Below are 16370 nucleotides of genomic sequence, written 5' to 3' on the forward strand. Positions count from 1 at the left end.
GGTCAGACGCCCCCTATGCCGTTTTCCGCGGCCCACTTCTTCAGCTCGGCGACGGCCTCGTCGTGCTCCAGCGGCCCGCGGTCCAGCCGCAGCTCCTTGAGGAACTTCCAGGCCTTCCCGACGTCCGGCCCCGGCTGGAGGCCGAGCAGCTCCATGATCTGCTCGCCGTTGAGGTCCGGCCGCACGCGGTCGAGGTCCTCCTTGGCCCTGAGCGCGGCGATCCGGGCCTCGAGGTCGTCGTAGGTCGCCTGCAGCGCGGCCGCCTTCCGGCGGTTGCGCGTGGTGCAGTCGGCGCGGACGAGCTTGTGCAGCCGGGTGAGCAGCGGACCGGCGTCGGTCACGTACCGGCGCACCGCCGAGTCCGTCCACTCGCCCTTGCCGTACCCGTGGAACCGCAGGTGGAGGAAGACGAGCTGGGAGACGTCGTCGATGATCTCCTTCGAGTACTTCAGCGCCCGCAAACGTTTGCGGGCCATCCGCGCGCCGACCACCTCGTGGTGGTGGAAGCTCACGCCACCACCCGGCTGGAACTCCCGGGTCGCCGGCTTGCCGGCGTCGTGCAGCAGCGCCGCGAGCCGAAGGACCAGGTCGGGTTCCGACGTCGGCTCGTGCGTCTTCTCCAGGTCGATCGCCTGGGCCAGCACGGTCAGCGAGTGCTGGTAGACGTCCTTGTGCTGGTGGTGCTCGTCGATGGCCAGCCGCATCCCGGGCACCTCGGGCAGCACCCGGTCGGCCAGCCCGGTGCCGACCAGCAGCTCCAGTCCCGGCTGCGGGTCGGCCGCGAGCAGCAGCTTCGACAGCTCGGCCTGGACGCGCTCGGCGGTGATCCGGTCGATCTCGCCCGCCATCGACGTCATCGCGTCGATCACGCGCGGCGCGGCGGTGAAGCCCAGTTGCGCGGCGAAGCGGCCGGCACGCAGCATCCGCAGCGGGTCGTCGGCGAACGACTCCTGCGGCGTCGCCGGCGTGTCCAGGACCTTCTCCCGCAGCGCGCCCAGCCCGTCGTGGGGGTCGATGAACGTCTTCGACGCCAGCTCGACGGCCATCGCGTTGACCGTGAAGTCGCGGCGCAGCAGGTCGCCCTCGATGCTGTCGCCGAAGGTGACCTCGGGGTTGCGGCCGACCCGGTCGTAGGTGTCGGCGCGGAACGTCGTGATCTCGAGCTGCATGCCCTTCTTCGTCACGCCGACCGTGCCGAACGCGATGCCGACGTCCCAGACCGCGTCGCCCCACCCGCTGACGATCTTCAGGACCCGGTCCGGCCGGGCGTCCGTGGTGAAGTCGAGGTCACCGGACTGACGGCCCAGCAGCGCGTCGCGCACGCTGCCGCCCACGAGGTACAGGCGGTGGCCCGCGCCGGCGAACCGCTCCGCCAGCTCCTCCGCCAGGGGGGAGACCTGCATCAGCTCCACCACCTGCTTGTCGACCACGTCGTTCACGAAAATCCCACTACGTTCCAGGTGCGATTACCTCAGGCACCGGCGGACACGGACACGGAGAGCCAGCCTACCGGGGCAACCGTTTGCTCTAGCATCGCAGCATGTCTGGATCAGCCGGCCGCCCCGGCGCCTCGAAACCGCGCAGGCGGCGGAGGCGTCAGCGCGGCAGGCGCCTGACCACGGTCGACGAGACGTCGGCCGGCGGCCTCGTGGTGGACGCGGAGCGCGAACAGGCGGTGCTGATCGGCCGGCTCGACCGGCACGGCAGACTGCTGTGGTCGCTGCCCAAGGGCCACATCGAGGACGGTGAAACGGTGGAAGAGACGGCCGTGCGCGAGGTGAAGGAGGAAACCGGCATCTCCGCGCGCGTCACGCGTCCGCTGGGCACCATCGACTACTGGTTCGTGGCCGAGAAGCGGCGCATCCACAAGACCGTGCACCACTTCCTGCTCGAAGCGCTCGGCGGTGAGCTGTCCGACGAGGACGTCGAGGTCACCGAGGTGGCCTGGGTTCCGCTGGCCGAGCTGGAGACCAAACTCGCCTACTCCGACGAGCGCAAGCTCGTCCGGAAGGCCAATCAGATGCTCAAGGAACTTTTCGCGCGCCCGGACGTCCACGGACTAGACGAGCACGCCCCTGAGGGAGCCCCCGAGTGAAGCGGTTCGCCGCAGCCTTCCTGTCCGTCCTCTTCCTGGCCGTCCCCGCCCTCACCGGAGCCCCGGTGGCCCTGGCCGCCGAGGGCGCCGCCCGCCTGCGCGTCGACCTGACCGAGCTGAGCCCGCGCGTGATCACCGGCACGACGACGACGCTGACCGTCGCCGGCACGGTGACCAACACCGGTGACCGGAAGGTCACCCGGCCGCAGGTGCGGCTGCAGGTCGGTGAGCGGGCGACGGGCGAACGCGGGATCGGCGACGTGCTGTCCGGCGCGGTCCTCAGGGACAACCCGCTGACCGACTTCACGCCGGTCGCGGACGCGCTGGCGCCCGGGCAGAGCGCCCCGCTGAACATCACCGTCAACCTGACCGGGACACGCGCGGCCCAGCTCAACCGGGCCGGCGTCTACCCGCTGCTGGTCAACGTCAACGGCACGCCGGAGTTCGGCGGCCCCGCCCGGCTGGGCGCGGTCAGCCTGCTGCTGCCGGTGCTGGCCGGGCCGGGCCGGGCGGCAGGCAGCCATCCGGGTGCGCCGAGCATGACGCTGCTCTGGCCGCTGACCAGCAACGTCCCGCACGTCTACGCGGCGCCGTACGGGAGCCCGCTGGTGCTGGCCGACGACCGGCTGGCGGCCGAGATCGGCCCCGACGGCCGGCTGAACGCGCTGGTCACGGCGGCCGCCACGGCGTTGCCGGGCAACCCGGGCCTCGCCAAGTCGATGTGCTTCGCGCTCGACCCCGACCTGCTCGCCACCGTCGCGGCGATGAGCCGCGGTTACCTCGTCCACACCGACGCGGGGAACGTCGACGGCAAGGGCGCCGACGTCGCGAAGACCTGGCTGTCCGCACTCCGCTCACTGGCCGGCGGCCGGTGCGTGGTGGCCCTGCCGTTCGCCGACGCCGACCTCGACGCGCTCACCCGGATCCGGCCGGGCGACGCCGGCCTCGTCACCCGGGCCGCCTCCGGTGCGGCGATCATCCAGCAGCTGACCGGGGTCACCCCGCAGACCGGCGTGCTCTGGCCGGCGGGCACGCCCAGCGCGTCGGTGCTCTCGGCGCTCGCCGAGGCCGGCGTCCGCACGGTCCTCACCGACGCGGGCAAGCTCGCGCCGGCCGCGGCCGGCGGCGGGGTCACCGTGCAGGGCAGCACCGTCCGCGTGCAGCCGACCGACTCGCTGATCGCGGCCGCGATGGCGGGTGTCCCGACCGTGCCGGACTCGGTCACCGTGCCCGCCACGACCGAGGCGGCCGTCGCGAGCCAGAACGGTCTCGGCGCCCTCGCCTTCCGCGCCGGGCTGGGCCAGACCGGCGGGCAGCGGCCGGACCACCTGCTGGTCGCGCCGCCGCGGCGCTGGGACGCCCCGGCCGAGGAGTTCACCACCTACCTCCGGCAGGTCGGCGGTTTCCTCGAGGCCGGTCTGGTCACCGCGACCGGGCTGCCGTCGCTGCTCGCCGACGATCCGGCGGCCTCCGGCGCGGTCGGCGACGGCGCGCCGGACACGGCCGCCGGCATCGACGCCGGCGTCGTCTCGGCGCTGTCGGACATCGAGGACCAGGCCACCGGCCTGGCGGCCGCGATGCAGATCGATCCCACCAAACGGGTGAAACCGGACGACGTCGTCGAGCCGGTCCGGCTGGCCGAGCTGCGCGGCGCCTCGACGGCGTGGCGGGGGCTGCCCGCCGGCGCGGCGACCACGAACGCCCAGGCCGAGCTCGCGGCGATCAGCGGGCGGGTGAGCGTCACGCAGCCGAAACAGACCATCGCGCTGGCGTCCGGCAACTCGCCGCTGCCGGTGTACGTCAGCAACGACCTGCCGGTCGGGATCAACGCCCGGTTCAAGCTCGACAACAACACCGGCCTGCGCCCGGCGGACGCCCAGGACCGGTTCTTCCCGGCCAGCGGCGGCAAGAACTACTTCCTCCCGGTGGAGGCGCTGCGGGCCGGCCGGTTCAGCGTCGATGTGTCGTTGCGCACCCCCGCCGGTACCCCACTCGGGTCGTCCGCGCGGTTCGAACTGACGTCCACCGAGTACGGCGCGATCACCATCATCGCGACCGTCGCCGCAGGTGTGGCCCTGCTTCTGCTCGCCTCCCGGCGGATCTACCGGCGGGTGAAGGACGCCCGCGCCGGCCGGGACGTCGTGGACTGATCGCTCGGCCTTTGAGTGTTCCGGGCCGTTCCCGATTACCCTTGGTCCGCACGTGCGCGGCACCGGGCCGCGGCACGGGGGAAGAGCACCGAGGATTGGGCGCGCGTTGGAGAGAGAGCCGGGCTTACCACCCGAGCGTGCGAGTCGTCCTCGGCGCGAAGGCGCCCCACCCCCGCCGCAGCCCCCGCAAAGGGCTGAGGGGCCTCCTCGACCGTCGCAGCCGGTGCGCCGCCAGCCACCACCACAGCAACCGCCGCCGCCTCCTCCCGAGCGCGGGCGCCGTCAGCCGCCCCGCAACGGCAGCACGCGCCATCTGCCGACGCCCGAGGACGTGCCGGTGCATGACCCGCGACCGGCACGCGCCCAGCGCCCGGTCCGCGACGACGCGCCGGTTCGCGACGGCCGGCCCGTCCGGGACGATGTGCCGCCCCGGCGGCCGGTTCGCGAGGACGGCCCGCCACGCGACGGCCGTCCGGTCCAGGACGACGGCCCGCGTCCGGTGCGCGACGAGCCCCGCGACGGGCGTCCGCCCCGCCGGCTCCCCCCGCCGCCGCAGGGCCCGCCTCCGCAAGGCCCCCCGCCACGCGGCGGACAGCCACCCCGCGCCGCCGCTCCGGCTCCCACGCGCGTCCAGCCGGTACCGCCGCCGCCAGGTCCGCTGAGTCCGCCCGGTCCGCCGGGTCCGCAGTCGGTCCAGGGCCGGCTGCCCCAGCCCGCCCCGCCGGTGGTGTCCCCGCCGCCGGCCCCGACCCCGCCCCCGGGCAACCCGGTCCCCGGCACGCCGCCGCCCGGCACCCCCGTGCCGCCCCGCGGCCGCGGGACCCGTCGTCCGGCCCCGGTCCGGCCGTGGCAGGAGGAGGCCCAGCAGCCGCCGCGCGACCCGGAGGCGACGCGGTTCATCCCGCGCACCGCCGGCGTCCCGATGAACTCGCGCTGGCCGGTCGCCGACCCGGACGTCATGCGCCCGTACGACGCGCTGGCCACCCAGGTCATGCCGGCGCTCAAGGGGCCGCTGGTCAAGCCCCGGCCGGGCGAAGAGGCACCCGAAGCCCCGGCGAAGGCGCCGTCACTGGCGAAAGCGTCCGGGCGGATGGCGATCGCGTCGCTGATCAGCCGCATCACCGGCTTCCTGTGGAAGCTGCTGCTGGTCGGCGCCATCGGCCAGGGCATCGCGAACGACTCGTTCAACGTCGCCAACACGATGCCGAACATCATCTTCGAGCTGCTGATGGGTGGCGTGCTCGCCAGCGTGGTCGTGCCCCTGCTGGTGCGCTCGCAGGACGATCCCGACGGCGGCACGGCGTACACCCAGCGGCTCATCACCGTGGCGTTCGTGCTGCTGCTGGTCGGCACGATCGTGGCGGTGATCGCGGCACCGGCCTTCACGAGCCTCTACGTCGACTCGTCCGGCAAGGCGAGTGCGGACCTCACCACGGCGTTCGCCTACCTGCTGCTGCCGGAGATCTTCTTCTACGGCGTCTTCGCGCTGCTCTCGGCGGTGCTGAACGCCAAGCAGATCTTCGGCCCCACCGCGTGGGCGCCGGTGATCAACAACCTGGTCGTCATCTTCACGATCCTGGTCGTCTGGGTCATGCCGGGCGACATCGACACCGGCCACGTCTCGATCACCGACCCCAAGGTGCTGACGCTCGGCATCGGCGTCACCGGCGGCATCGTCGCCCAGGCGCTGCTGCTGATCCCCCCGCTGCTGCGCTCCGGCTTCCGCTTCAAGTGGCGCTGGGGCATCGACAAGCAGATGAAGGAGTTCGGCGGCCTCGCGCTGTGGATCCTCGGTTACGTCGCGGTGAGCCAGGTCGGCTACACGATCAACACCCGCGTGCTGACCAGCGGTTCTCCCGGCGGTGTGACGGCGTACAGCAACGCCTGGCTGCTCTTCCAGCTGCCGTACGGCGTCATCGGCGTCTCCCTGCTGACGGCGATCATGCCGCGGATGAGCCGCGCGGCCGCCGACGGCGACCACAAGAAGCTGATCGGCGACCTGTCGTACGCGTCCCGGATGTCGACGGTGCTGCTGGTGCCGATCTCCGCGGTGATGACCGTGGTCGGCGGCTCGATCGGCATCGCGCTGTTCACCTTCGGCAAGGGCACGGTCGAGACGGCCGAGCGGCTCGGCGACGCGCTGGCGATCTCGGCGTTCGCGCTGCTGCCGTACGCGCTGGTCATGCTCCAGATGCGCGTGTTCTACGCGATGAAGGACGCCCGCACGCCGACGTTGATCATGATCGTGATGACGCTGGTCAAGGTGCCGCTGCTGTACCTGTGCCCGGTGCTGCTGTCGCCGGACAACGTCGTGCTCGGCGTGATGATGGTCAACGCGCTGACGTTCGTGGTCGGCGCGATCCTCGGGCAGGTTTGGCTCTGGGTGACGCTGGGCAACTTGCGCAGCAAACGAGTGATCGGCGTGATTCTCTTCACGGTCGTGGCGAGCGCCCTCGGCGTCGGCGCGGCGTGGGTGGCCGGCCAGATCGTGCCGGACGCGTTCGGCCCGAAACTGGGAGCCTGGGCGAAGCTTCTCCTGCAGAGCATCGTGGGGATCGTGGTCTCGTTCGGTGTGCTGATGGCCCTGAAGGTCGAGGAGCTGAAGCCGGCCACTTCGAGGTTCACCCGGTTGATCAAGCGCGGGTAACGATTGCGGTACGGATGGCGACGACTCCCGCGTCGTATTCTGGGTAACCTTGGCGCGGGGAGCTAACGGGAGAGTGCGGGTGGACACGAGGCGGAGCGAACAGGCGGGGGGTGCGAACCACGTGGGCAAGGCCCAGGTCGGATCGCTGGCCCCCGGGCGTGTGGTCGGCGACGGCCGCTACCGCCTCCTCGCGCAGTTCGGCGTGGACGAGCGGGGCGACGCGCACCTTTGGCGTGCGCGCGACGGGCAGCTGAAGCGGGACGTCGCGCTGACGCTGCTGGTCGGCGACCCGGCGGATCCCGAAGCCGCGCGGCTGGCCCGGCGAACGCTCGAACGCGCCACGCACGCGTCCAAGTTCGGCCACGGCGGCGTCGCCCGCGTGCTCGACGTGCTCGCGCTCGGCAGCGGCGTCACCTCGAGCGAAGGCCTCCTCGGCGTCGTCGTCGCGGAGTGGACCAAGGGCAGCGACCTGGTCGACCTCGTCGCGCAGCGGCCGGTGGCGCCCGCCGCGGCCGCCCGGATGGTGCAGGCGCTGGCCGAAGCCGTCGAACAGGCGCACCAGAACGGGCTCGTCCTCGGCCTCGACCACCCCCAGCGCCTGCGGCTGACGCCGAGCGGCGCGCTCAAGCTCGCGTTCCCCGGCCCGCTGCCGGAGGCGACGCTGCGCGACGACGTCAAGGCGCTCGGCGCGGTCCTCTACCTGCTGCTGACCGGCCGCTGGGCGCTGCCCGGCGGGCCGCCCGCGATCCCGGCGGCCCCGATGACGCCGCAGAACCGGATCGTCCCACCGCGCCAGCTGGTGCCGACCGTCCCGGCGGACCTCTCGTCGCTGGCCGTGCGCACGATCGAGGACGGCGGCAACGGCGGCATCCGCACCAGCGCGGCCATCCTCCGCGTCCTCGACCAGGTGGCCGAGGAAGAAGAGCGCACCCAGCTGATCAAGGCCGTCGGCGGCGATCCGGCCGAGCCCGACGGCACGGTGTGGACGACGAAGAAGCCGGTCAAGGACGTCGCCCGGCGCCGCAAGCTCGCGCTGGGCGTCACGGTCCTGGTGGTCGCGACCGTCGTCATCCTCGCCTGGGGCGGGCTGATGCTGATCAACGCCTTCCAGGGCGACTCGAAGGTGAGCGGGCCGACCATCAACGTCGCCGACCCGCCGGCGTCGAGCCAGCCGGCCGGGAAGCCGCCCGTGACCTCGCCGGCGCCGGCCTCCTCGCAGCCACCGGCCGTGGGCGCCGCGGTGCCGCCGCAGTCGGTGGCCGTCTACAACCCCGAAGGCAAGGGCGACAACCCCGGACGCGCGAAGTACGCGACCGACGGCAATCCCGACACGGTCTGGCGGACGGAGAAGTACCGCCAGCAGCTGCCCGTGGTGAAGCCGGGCGTCGGGCTGATCGTCGTCTTCAAGGACCCGATCAACCTCAGCCAGGTGAAGATCACCGGCACCGCGGGCACGAAGGTCGAGATCCGTTCGGCGACCGCGAAGAACCCCGACCTGGCCGACACGAAGGTGATCGGCAACGGCGACCTGAAGGACGGCGAAACGACCATCCCGCTGGCTCAGCCGACACAGGGCGAGTACTTCATCGTCTGGATCACCCAGCTGGGCGACGCCGACGGGCAGTTCATGACCGAAATCGGTGACTTGGCCTTCCTGCCTGCGGGGTGACGCACCCGACAGGGTCAGTAGGCTCTCGCGGGTGACAGCTGCAGCTCCCACGGATGCGGATCTGATAGCGGCTCACGCCGCGGGGGACCCTCATGCGTTCAGCGAACTCGTCCAGCGACATCGCGACCGCATGTGGGCGGTCGCCCTGCGCACGGTCCGCGACCCGGAAGAGGCCGCCGACGCGTTGCAGGACGCCTTCATCTCGGCGTTTCGCGCGGCCGGGAACTTCAGAGCGGAGTCGCAGGTCACGACATGGCTGCACCGGATCGTGGTGAACGCCTGCCTCGACCGGATGCGCCGCCGCCAGGCGCGGCCGACCGTGCCGTTGCCGGAGACCGGCTTCAACGAGCCCGCCACGCCCCGTGACTCGATGGCCGAGCGCGAGACCAGCCTGCTGGTGCGCGAAGCCCTCAGCCGGCTGCCCGAAGACCAGCGTGCCCCGATCGTGCTGGTCGACGTCGAGGGATACTCCGTTGCCGAGACGGCGAAGATGCTCGGCATCGCCGAAGGCACCGTGAAGAGCCGGTGCGCCCGGGGCCGCGGGAAGCTCGCGAAGGTTCTCGGGCACCTGCGGAACCCCGATGCGATTGCGAACGTCCCAACTCACGAAAGCAAACGGGCCGGGCGTCAGCCGGGTAGCGGGGAGGGACGATGACGGACGAAAGCCGGGGGATCGGGGGGACCATTGGTCCGCCCTGGTCTGTCGACGTGCTCGCCGATCTCCACGCCGGCGTCCTGGACGACGTACGGGCGGCCGAACTGTGGCCGCTGGTCAACGCCGACCCGGAGGCCAGGGCGATCCTGGAGGCCCTCGACGCCACGCAGGCCGACCTGGCCTCGCTCGCGGCCGCGCCGGCCCCGCCGATGCCCGCGGAGTTCGCGGCCCGGCTCGAGGCGGCACTGGCCGCCGAGGCGGCCGCCGCCTTTCCGGGGAAAGCACAGTCGTCGCCGCACACGGCACCGGAGCAGGCCGGGCCCGGGAACGCCCCGGTGGTGGACCTCGCGGCGGCCCGGCGGCGCCGGAACAAGCGGCTCGGCTGGGCCGCCGGCGTCCTGACCGCGGCCGCGGCGGCGATCGCGGTGACCGTCGCGATCCCGAACACGTCGTCGCAGACCGGCAACCCGAACGTCGCGGCACCGCCCCCGTCCGGCCCGTCGGTGGGCAGCGACGGCAGTGGTGCCCAGGCCCTGGTCGGCAAGGCGGTCGGCGTCCGCGACTTCGGCCCGCTGCAGAACGAAGACCGTCTCGACGCGTGCGTCGCGGCCGCCGGTCTCGACCCGAAGGTGCGCCCGGAGGGCATCCGGCCGGTGAACGTCGGCGGCAAGGCCGGCGTGATGATCATCCTGACCACCGGCAAGCTCGCCCAGTTCCGGCTCGTGGCCTTCGGCGCGGACTGTGGGCCTGGGAATCCGGCCGTGTTGTTCGACAAGGTCGTCGGGGAGAAGTAGCGGCCGTCACGGCTGGGAACATGGCCACCTACGATCGTGTTGAGCCTGGTACAGGTCACTACGAGCGGAGGTCACGGGTGGCTGCCGAAGAAATCAGGAACCTGATCATCGTCGGATCGGGTCCTGCCGGATACACCGCTGCCGTTTACGCGGCACGGGCCCAGCTGGAACCGCTGGTGTTCGAGGGCACGCAGTTCGGCGGCGCGCTGATGACGACGACCGAGGTCGAGAACTTCCCCGGGTTCCGGGACGGCATCATGGGTCCGGACCTGATGGAGGAGATGCGCAAGCAGGCCGAGCGCTTCGGCGCGGAGCTGCGCGCGGAGGACGTCGAGTCGCTGGAGCTGACCGGGGACGTCAAGTACGTCAACGCGAACGGCAAGCGCTACGCCGCGCGCGCAGTCATCCTCGCCATGGGTGCCGCGGCGCGGTACCTGAACGTGCCGGGCGAGCAGGAGCTGCTCGGGCGCGGTGTGTCGGCGTGTGCGACCTGTGACGGCTTCTTCTTCCGCGACCACGACATCGTGGTGGCCGGCGGCGGCGACTCGGCGATGGAGGAGGCGACCTTCCTGACGAAGTTCGCGAAGTCCGTCACCCTCGTCCACCGGCGCGACGAGTTCCGCGCGTCCAAGATCATGCTCGAGCGCGCCCGCGCGAACGAGAAGATCAAGTGGAAGCTGAACTCGCAGATCACCGGCGTGCTCGGCGACGGCAAGGTCGAGGGCCTGCGGCTGAAGGACACCCAGGACGGCTCCGAGTCGACGCTGGACGTCTCCGGATTCTTCGTGGCGATCGGCCACGACCCCCGCAGCCAGCTCGTGAAGGGGCAGGTCGAGCTGGACGAGGACGGCTACGTGGTCACGAAGGACAAGACGTCCTTCACGAACCTCGACGGCGTCTTCGCGGCCGGCGACCTCGTGGACCGCACCTACCGGCAGGCGATCACCGCCGCGGGTTCGGGGTGCAGTGCGGCGATCGACGCGGAACGATGGCTGGCCGAGCACGGCGAGCCGGACGCCCATGAGGCGGCCGAGCTGGTCGGCGGCGGCTACGGCGCGGGCACCAACTGACTTTCCGGCTTTCGACCACCTGAAGGAGAAACCATGTCCAACACCGTGAAGGTGACCGACGCGACGTTCGTCGACGAGGTCCTGACCAGCGAGAAGCCGGTCCTCGTCGACTTCTGGGCCACCTGGTGCGGGCCGTGCAAGATGGTCGCCCCGGTGCTCGAGGAGATCGCGGCCGAGAACGGCGAGAAGCTGACCATCGCCAAGATCGACATCGACGAGAACCCGAACACGCCGCGTGACTACCAGGTGATGTCCATCCCGACGCTGATCCTGTTCCAGGGCGGCAAGCCGGTGAAGCAGATCGTGGGGGCGAAGCCGAAGGCCGCGCTGCTGTCGGACCTCGCCGACGTCCTCTGAACCGAACCAGCCCGGCGGACCCGGGGCCTGCGGGAATCTTCCGCGGACCCCGGGTTTGTCCGTCCTTCGGGGGAATCTGTCCGATGTGGGTGAATGGAGCGTGACGACGGCCACCGCGGGTACTCCACGATCGGGCCCTTGACGCACCTACCGGGCCTACGCTGTCACCGAGAGTTGGCAAGGCACAATAGAGGGCCTGGGTGCGTCCCAGCGAAGGTTTTCCCGAAGTCCTGCCACGCACCGAGCCCCCGATTCGGTGCCTGAGGAAGAGCGAGGAGTGCATGCGGGTACTCCGCCGCGGTGACGCCGGTCCGGACGTCGCCGAGATCAGGTCCATCCTGGCCGGGATGGACCTGCTCCCGCCGGTCACCGACACCGGCGACTACGACACGTTCGACGTCGCCGTCGAGCACGCTGTCCGTGCCTTCCAGCAGCGCCGTGGGCTGATCACCGACGGCATCGTGGGTCCGGCCACGTTCCAGGCGCTCAAGGGCTCCAGCTACCACCTGGGCAGCCGCCCGCTGTCGTACACGATCGCGGCCCCGATCCAGGGTGACGACGTCTTCACGCTGCAGGAGCGGCTGACCGAGCTCGGCTTCGACGCCGGCCGCCCGGACGGGTACTTCGGCCCCCAGACCGAGCGCGCGCTCAAGACGTTCCAGCGCGACATGCGCCTGACGCCGGACGGCATGTGCGGTCCGGCGACCATCCGTGAGCTGCACCGCCTGTCGTCGCCGCGGGCCCGGGGCGGTCGCCCCGTGTTCCTGCGCGAGCAGGAGCAGGTGCGCCAGGCCGGGCCGCGGCTGCGCGGCAAGCGCATCGTGATCGACCCCGGCCACGGCGGCGACGACCTCGGCGTGGTCGCCGGTGAGCTGCGTGAAGCCGACATCGCGTGGGACCTGGCGCGCCGCCTGGAGGGCCGGATGAAGGCCACCGGCATGGAGGCGCTGATCTCCCGCGGCCCGAACCACAGCCCGACCGAGCTGGAGCGCGCCCGCTTCGCGAACGACGCGGGCGCCGACCTGTTCCTGTCCCTGCACAGCGACAGCAACCCCTCGCCGCGCGCGCAGGGCATCGCGAGCTTCCACTTCGGCACCGGCAACGGCACCACGTCCACCGTCGGTGAGCTGCTGGCCGGCTTCATCCAGCGCGAGGTCGCCGCCCGCACGGGCATGCTGGACTGCCGCACGCACTACAAGACGTGGGAGATCTTCACCCGCACCCGCTGCCCGGCGGTCCGGGTCGAGATCGGCTACCTGACGAACCCGGACGACGCCCGCAAGCTCGGCGACCCGGCGTTCCGGGACATCGTCGCGGAGGGCATCCTCATCGCCGTCAAGCGGCTGTACCTGCTCGGCGAGGGCGACCAGCCGACGGGAACGTTCACGTTCGCCGACGTCCTGGCGCACGAGCTCGCGAAGGCCGAATAAGCCCGACCACAACCCCTAGCGGCTCTCCTTCACCTGCCCCACCACCCCTGGGGACGCCACGCGCGCGTCCCCAGGTTTCGGGGCAGTTCTCCACAGGTTGTCCACCGCTCCTATCAGCGCTCTGTGGATAACTCGGCACTTCTTCCACAGCTGTGCACACGCCCGTTACAGGCCTGCCCGAGCAGGGACGCAAACGTTTGCGGGTAGGTTTCGCGGGAAGGTCAGGCGCGACCGAGGCTCGGCTCGGCGGTGGTGATCGTCACCTGGCCGAGCAGCCGTTCCAGCGCCGCCTCGACGTCTTCCTTCCAGGTGATCGCCGAGCGCAGTTCGAGGCGCAGGCGCGGCCACTTCTGGTGCGGGCGGACGGTCTTGAAGCCGACGCTCTGCAGGAACGCCGCCGGCAGCACGCAGCTGTGGCCGCCGTCCGGATCGGCTTCTTCCGGACGAGCATCGCCGAACGCTTCGATCGCGCGCACGCCACGCTTGGTCAGGTCCTTGGCGACCGCCTGCACCAGCATCCGGCCGAGGCCGCCACCGCGGAACTCCGGGAGCACCTGGAACGCCGTCAGCAGCACGGCGTCGGCACTCGGGGGCGACGTCGGGAAGGCCAGTGCGCGCGGGACGGCGTTCGGCGGGGCGTACAGCACGAACCCGACCGGCAGCGTGTCGCTGTAGACGATGCGGCCGCAGGAACCCCACTCGAGCAGCACGCTCGAGACCCAGGCTTCCTTCTCGACCTCGGTGGCGCCGAACTCCTCCGCCTGGTTCTTCAGGTGCGGGGCGAGTTCCCAGTACACGCACCGGCGGCAGCTCTTGGGCAGGTGCTCAAGGTTGTCCAGTGTGACGCCCACGACGCGACGCGACACTCGCGACCTCCCTGACCTGCGCTCCCGACCGGCTGCCCGCTCGTCCGGCCGCGCAAGATCCACAGCACGAAGACAGGAGCCACGGTCGAGGATAGGCCGATGTGACAAGCACCGAAAGGCCAGGGGTCCCGGATGGGTGCCCGGTTACACTCGATGGGATCTACCGGCTCCCGCGGGAGCCGCCGTGTCCACCGAGCCCTGGGTGAATCGTCGATGACCGAGAACCGCCCCAGCAAGCCGCAGAGCGGCCGCCACAGCCTCGACCCGCATCTCGAGCGGTACGCCGCGCGCACCGCCGGGATGACCGCCTCCGAGATCCGGGCGCTGTTCGCGGTGGCCAGCCGGCCCGAGGTCGTCTCGCTGGCCGGCGGCATGCCGAACCTGGCGGCGCTCCCGCTCGACACGCTGTCCGCGCAGGTGGCGGAAATCATCGCCGAAGACGGTCTGGTGGCACTGCAGTACGGCTCGGCGCACGGCGTCCCGGTGCTGCGCGAGCAGATCTGCGAAATCATGGCCCTGGAGGGCATCAAAGCGCACCCGGACGACGTCGTGGTGACCGTCGGCTCGCAGATGGGCCTGGACATGGTCACGCGGCTGTTCTGCGACCCGGGTGACGTCGTGATCGCCGAGGGCCCCTCGTACGTCGGCGCGCTGGGCTCGTTCGCCGCGTACCAGGCGCAGGTCGTGCACGTGGCGATGGACGACCACGGCCTGGTGCCCGAACTCCTGCGCGAGGCGCTCGACCAGACCGAGAAGGCCGGCCGCCGGGTCAAGTTCCTCTACACGATCCCGAACTTCCACAACCCCGCCGGCGTCACGCTGGCCGTGGAGCGCCGCGCGGAGATCCTGGAGATCTGCCGCGACCACGGCGTCCTGGTCGTCGAAGACAACCCGTACGGGTTGCTCGGCTTCGACGGCCAGACCTACCCGGCGCTGCGGTCGGCCGACCCCGAGAACGTCGTGTACCTCGGCTCGTTCTCCAAGACGTTCGCTTCCGGCCTGCGCGTCGGCTGGGTGCTCGCGCCGCACGCCGTGCGCGAGAAGCTCGTGCTCGCCGCGGAGTCCGCGACGCTGTGCCCGCCGACGTTCAACCAGATGATCGTGTCGCGCTACCTGGCCACGCACGACTGGAAGGGCCAGATCAAGAAGTTCCGCGAGAACTACCGCGAGCGGCGCGACGCGATCCTGTCCGCGCTCGACGAGCACCTGCCACCGGGCTGCACCTGGACCAAGCCGGACGGCGGCTTCTACGTCTGGGTGACGGTGCCGGAAGGCGTCGACACCAAGGCGATGCTGCCGCGCGCGGTGACCGCGCGGGTGGCGTACGCGTCCGGAACCGGCTTCTACGCCGACGGCTTCGGCAGCCGGCAGATGCGGCTGTCCTACTGCTACCCCACGCCCGAGCGCATCACCGAGGGCGTGCGGCGGCTGGCCGGCGTGCTCGAGTCCGAAATGGACCTTGCCCGCACCTTCGGTAACGTGGGCACGCGCCGGATCCGCGGGCCGCAGACACCTTCACCGGACACCGTTTGAAACCGGAAGTCCGCAGTTACTAAGGAGTTTCTACGGTGGTCGACCGTACCGTTGCCGTGCTCGCCGGCGGGCTCTCGCACGAACGCGACATTTCTCTGAGGTCCGGCCGGCGGCTCTCGGCGGCGTTGAAGTCCGAGGGCTTCGACACCCACGAATGGGACACCGACGCCAGCCTGCTGGAGCGTCTGCGCACCCAGCGCCCGGACGCGGTGGTCGTCGCCCTGCACGGCGGCGAGGGTGAGAACGGCTCGGTGCAGACGGTCCTGGAGACGCTGGGCGTGCCGTTCGTCGGCACCGGCTCGCAGGGCTGCCGGCGAGCCTGGGACAAGCCCACCGCGAAGGCGCTGCTGGAGAACGCCGGGTTCGTGACGCCGGGCTGGGTGGTGCTGCCGCACAGCATGTTCCGCGAGCTGGGCGCGCAGGCGGTGCTCGACGCGATGGTGGAGCGCCTCGGCCTGCCCTTGATCCTCAAGCCGGACCAGGGCGGCTCCGCGCTCGGCACCCAGGTGGTGCGCGAGGCGGCGGAACTGCCGGCGGCGATGGTCGGCTGCTTCGCCTACGGCGACACGGTGCTCGCGGAGCGGTACGTGGAGGGCGTCGAGGTGGCCGTGACGGTCGTCGAAGGCGAGGACGGGCCCCAGGCCCTGCCCGCGGTCGAGATCGTGCCGGAGAGCGGCGTGTACGACTTCACGGCCCGCTACACCGCCGGCCTGACCGACTTCTTCACCCCGGCCCGGCTCGACGACACCGCGGCCAAGGCGGTGGCCGAGCTGGCCGTCGCCGCGCACCGCGTGATGGGGCTGCGCGACATTTCCCGCACCGACGCGATCGTCGCCGCGGACGGCACGGTGAACTTCCTCGCCGTCAATCTGTCGCCGGGTCTCACCGAGACGTCGACGGTGCCGATGTCGATCGAAGCGGCCGGCAAGTCGCTCGGCGGTGTCTTCTCGGAGCTGATCTCGAGGGCGATCGCCCGCTGATCCCTGACACGCGAAAGGCCACTACGGATGACTCCGTGGTGGCCTTTTTCGTGCCGCGAAAGATCATCACCCAGCGTGCTCTCCGCGGCTGCGATTCGCAATCATCACCGTGACGAAACGCCCT

Annotated in this window: 13 protein-coding genes; 11 read left to right on the forward strand and 2 right to left on the reverse strand. The window is 71.4% G+C overall.

What is annotated here, in order from left to right; all coding sequences use genetic code 11:
• Positions 1 to 2 precede the first annotated feature (2 nt).
• Positions 3 to 1439: a CCA tRNA nucleotidyltransferase gene (locus A3CE_RS0123300; protein WP_020642527.1), complete on the reverse strand. Its 1437-nt coding sequence runs from the start codon at positions 1437 to 1439 to the stop codon at positions 3 to 5.
• A gap of 101 nt (positions 1440 to 1540) precedes the next feature.
• On the opposite strand from A3CE_RS0123300, the gene A3CE_RS0123305 reads away from it, so the two are divergent.
• The 9 genes from A3CE_RS0123305 (at position 1541) to A3CE_RS0123350 (ending at position 12867) form a co-directional block, all read left to right on the forward strand.
• Complete coding sequence (locus A3CE_RS0123305; protein WP_026468779.1) at positions 1541 to 2095, forward strand: NUDIX hydrolase; 555 nt, start codon at positions 1541 to 1543, stop codon at positions 2093 to 2095.
• Complete coding sequence (locus tag A3CE_RS0123310) at positions 2092 to 4245, forward strand: DUF6049 family protein (protein ID WP_020642529.1); 2154 nt, start codon at positions 2092 to 2094, stop codon at positions 4243 to 4245. Before A3CE_RS0123305 ends, A3CE_RS0123310 begins: the two co-directional genes overlap by 4 nt.
• A 727-nt stretch (positions 4246 to 4972) precedes the next feature.
• Positions 4973 to 6892 carry a murein biosynthesis integral membrane protein MurJ gene (gene murJ / locus A3CE_RS0123320; RefSeq protein ID WP_020642531.1) on the forward strand — a complete coding sequence of 640 codons (1920 nt, stop codon included), beginning with the start codon at positions 4973 to 4975 and terminating at the stop codon, positions 6890 to 6892.
• 79 nt (positions 6893 to 6971) lie between these two features.
• Positions 6972 to 8561 carry a protein kinase family protein gene (locus tag A3CE_RS0123325; protein WP_043791015.1) on the forward strand — a complete coding sequence of 530 codons (1590 nt, stop codon included), beginning with the start codon at positions 6972 to 6974 and terminating at the stop codon, positions 8559 to 8561.
• Between the two features lie 31 nt (positions 8562 to 8592).
• Positions 8593 to 9216: an RNA polymerase sigma factor SigM gene (gene sigM / locus A3CE_RS0123330; protein ID WP_026468781.1), complete on the forward strand. Its 624-nt coding sequence runs from the start codon at positions 8593 to 8595 to the stop codon at positions 9214 to 9216.
• The gene (locus tag A3CE_RS0123335; RefSeq protein WP_026468782.1) at positions 9213 to 10010 is read left to right on the forward strand and encodes a hypothetical protein; all 798 of its coding nucleotides are present in this window, start codon (positions 9213 to 9215) and stop codon (positions 10008 to 10010) included. Before sigM ends, A3CE_RS0123335 begins: the two co-directional genes overlap by 4 nt.
• 77 nt (positions 10011 to 10087) lie before the next feature.
• Positions 10088 to 11080 (forward strand): thioredoxin-disulfide reductase, encoded by a 993-nt coding sequence (gene trxB / locus A3CE_RS0123340; protein ID WP_020642535.1) that lies wholly within the window; start codon positions 10088 to 10090, stop codon positions 11078 to 11080.
• 33 nt (positions 11081 to 11113) lie between these two features.
• Entirely contained in the window at positions 11114 to 11437 is a 324-nt protein-coding gene (gene trxA / locus A3CE_RS0123345; protein ID WP_020642536.1) for a thioredoxin, read from the forward strand.
• 281 nt (positions 11438 to 11718) lie between these two features.
• Positions 11719 to 12867, forward strand: coding sequence for an N-acetylmuramoyl-L-alanine amidase (locus A3CE_RS0123350; protein ID WP_020642537.1), 1149 nt, complete (start codon positions 11719 to 11721; stop codon positions 12865 to 12867).
• Between the two features lie 221 nt (positions 12868 to 13088).
• On the opposite strand, the gene A3CE_RS0123355 is transcribed toward A3CE_RS0123350, so the two are convergent.
• Positions 13089 to 13733: a GNAT family N-acetyltransferase gene (locus A3CE_RS0123355; protein WP_026468783.1), complete on the reverse strand. Its 645-nt coding sequence runs from the start codon at positions 13731 to 13733 to the stop codon at positions 13089 to 13091.
• Positions 13734 to 13946: 213 nt separating this feature from the next.
• Here A3CE_RS0123355 and A3CE_RS0123360 point away from each other — a divergent pair, with 213 nt between their 5' ends.
• Positions 13947 to 15266 carry an aminotransferase-like domain-containing protein gene (locus A3CE_RS0123360; RefSeq protein WP_020642539.1) on the forward strand — a complete coding sequence of 440 codons (1320 nt, stop codon included), beginning with the start codon at positions 13947 to 13949 and terminating at the stop codon, positions 15264 to 15266.
• 35 nt (positions 15267 to 15301) lie between these two features.
• Positions 15302 to 16246: a D-alanine--D-alanine ligase family protein gene (locus A3CE_RS0123365; RefSeq protein WP_020642540.1), complete on the forward strand. Its 945-nt coding sequence runs from the start codon at positions 15302 to 15304 to the stop codon at positions 16244 to 16246.
• The last annotated feature ends 124 nt before the right edge of the window (positions 16247 to 16370 follow it).

Origin of the sequence: Amycolatopsis balhimycina FH 1894, from assembly GCF_000384295.1 — a bacterium.
GTDB lineage: Bacteria > Actinomycetota > Actinomycetes > Mycobacteriales > Pseudonocardiaceae > Amycolatopsis > Amycolatopsis balhimycina.

What these genes read in the sequence shown, in the direction of transcription:
- trxA (WP_020642536.1), top strand. Translation starts at nt 11,114, where the DNA reads ATGTCCAACACCGTGAAGGTGACCGACGCGACGTTCGTCGACGAGGTC.
- A3CE_RS0123305 (WP_026468779.1), top strand. Translation starts at nt 1,541, where the DNA reads ATGTCTGGATCAGCCGGCCGCCCCGGCGCCTCGAAACCGCGCAGGCGG.
- A3CE_RS0123335 (WP_026468782.1), top strand. Translation starts at nt 9,213, where the DNA reads ATGACGGACGAAAGCCGGGGGATCGGGGGGACCATTGGTCCGCCCTGG.
- A3CE_RS0123360 (WP_020642539.1), top strand. Translation starts at nt 13,947, where the DNA reads ATGACCGAGAACCGCCCCAGCAAGCCGCAGAGCGGCCGCCACAGCCTC.
- A3CE_RS0123350 (WP_020642537.1), top strand. Translation starts at nt 11,719, where the DNA reads ATGCGGGTACTCCGCCGCGGTGACGCCGGTCCGGACGTCGCCGAGATC.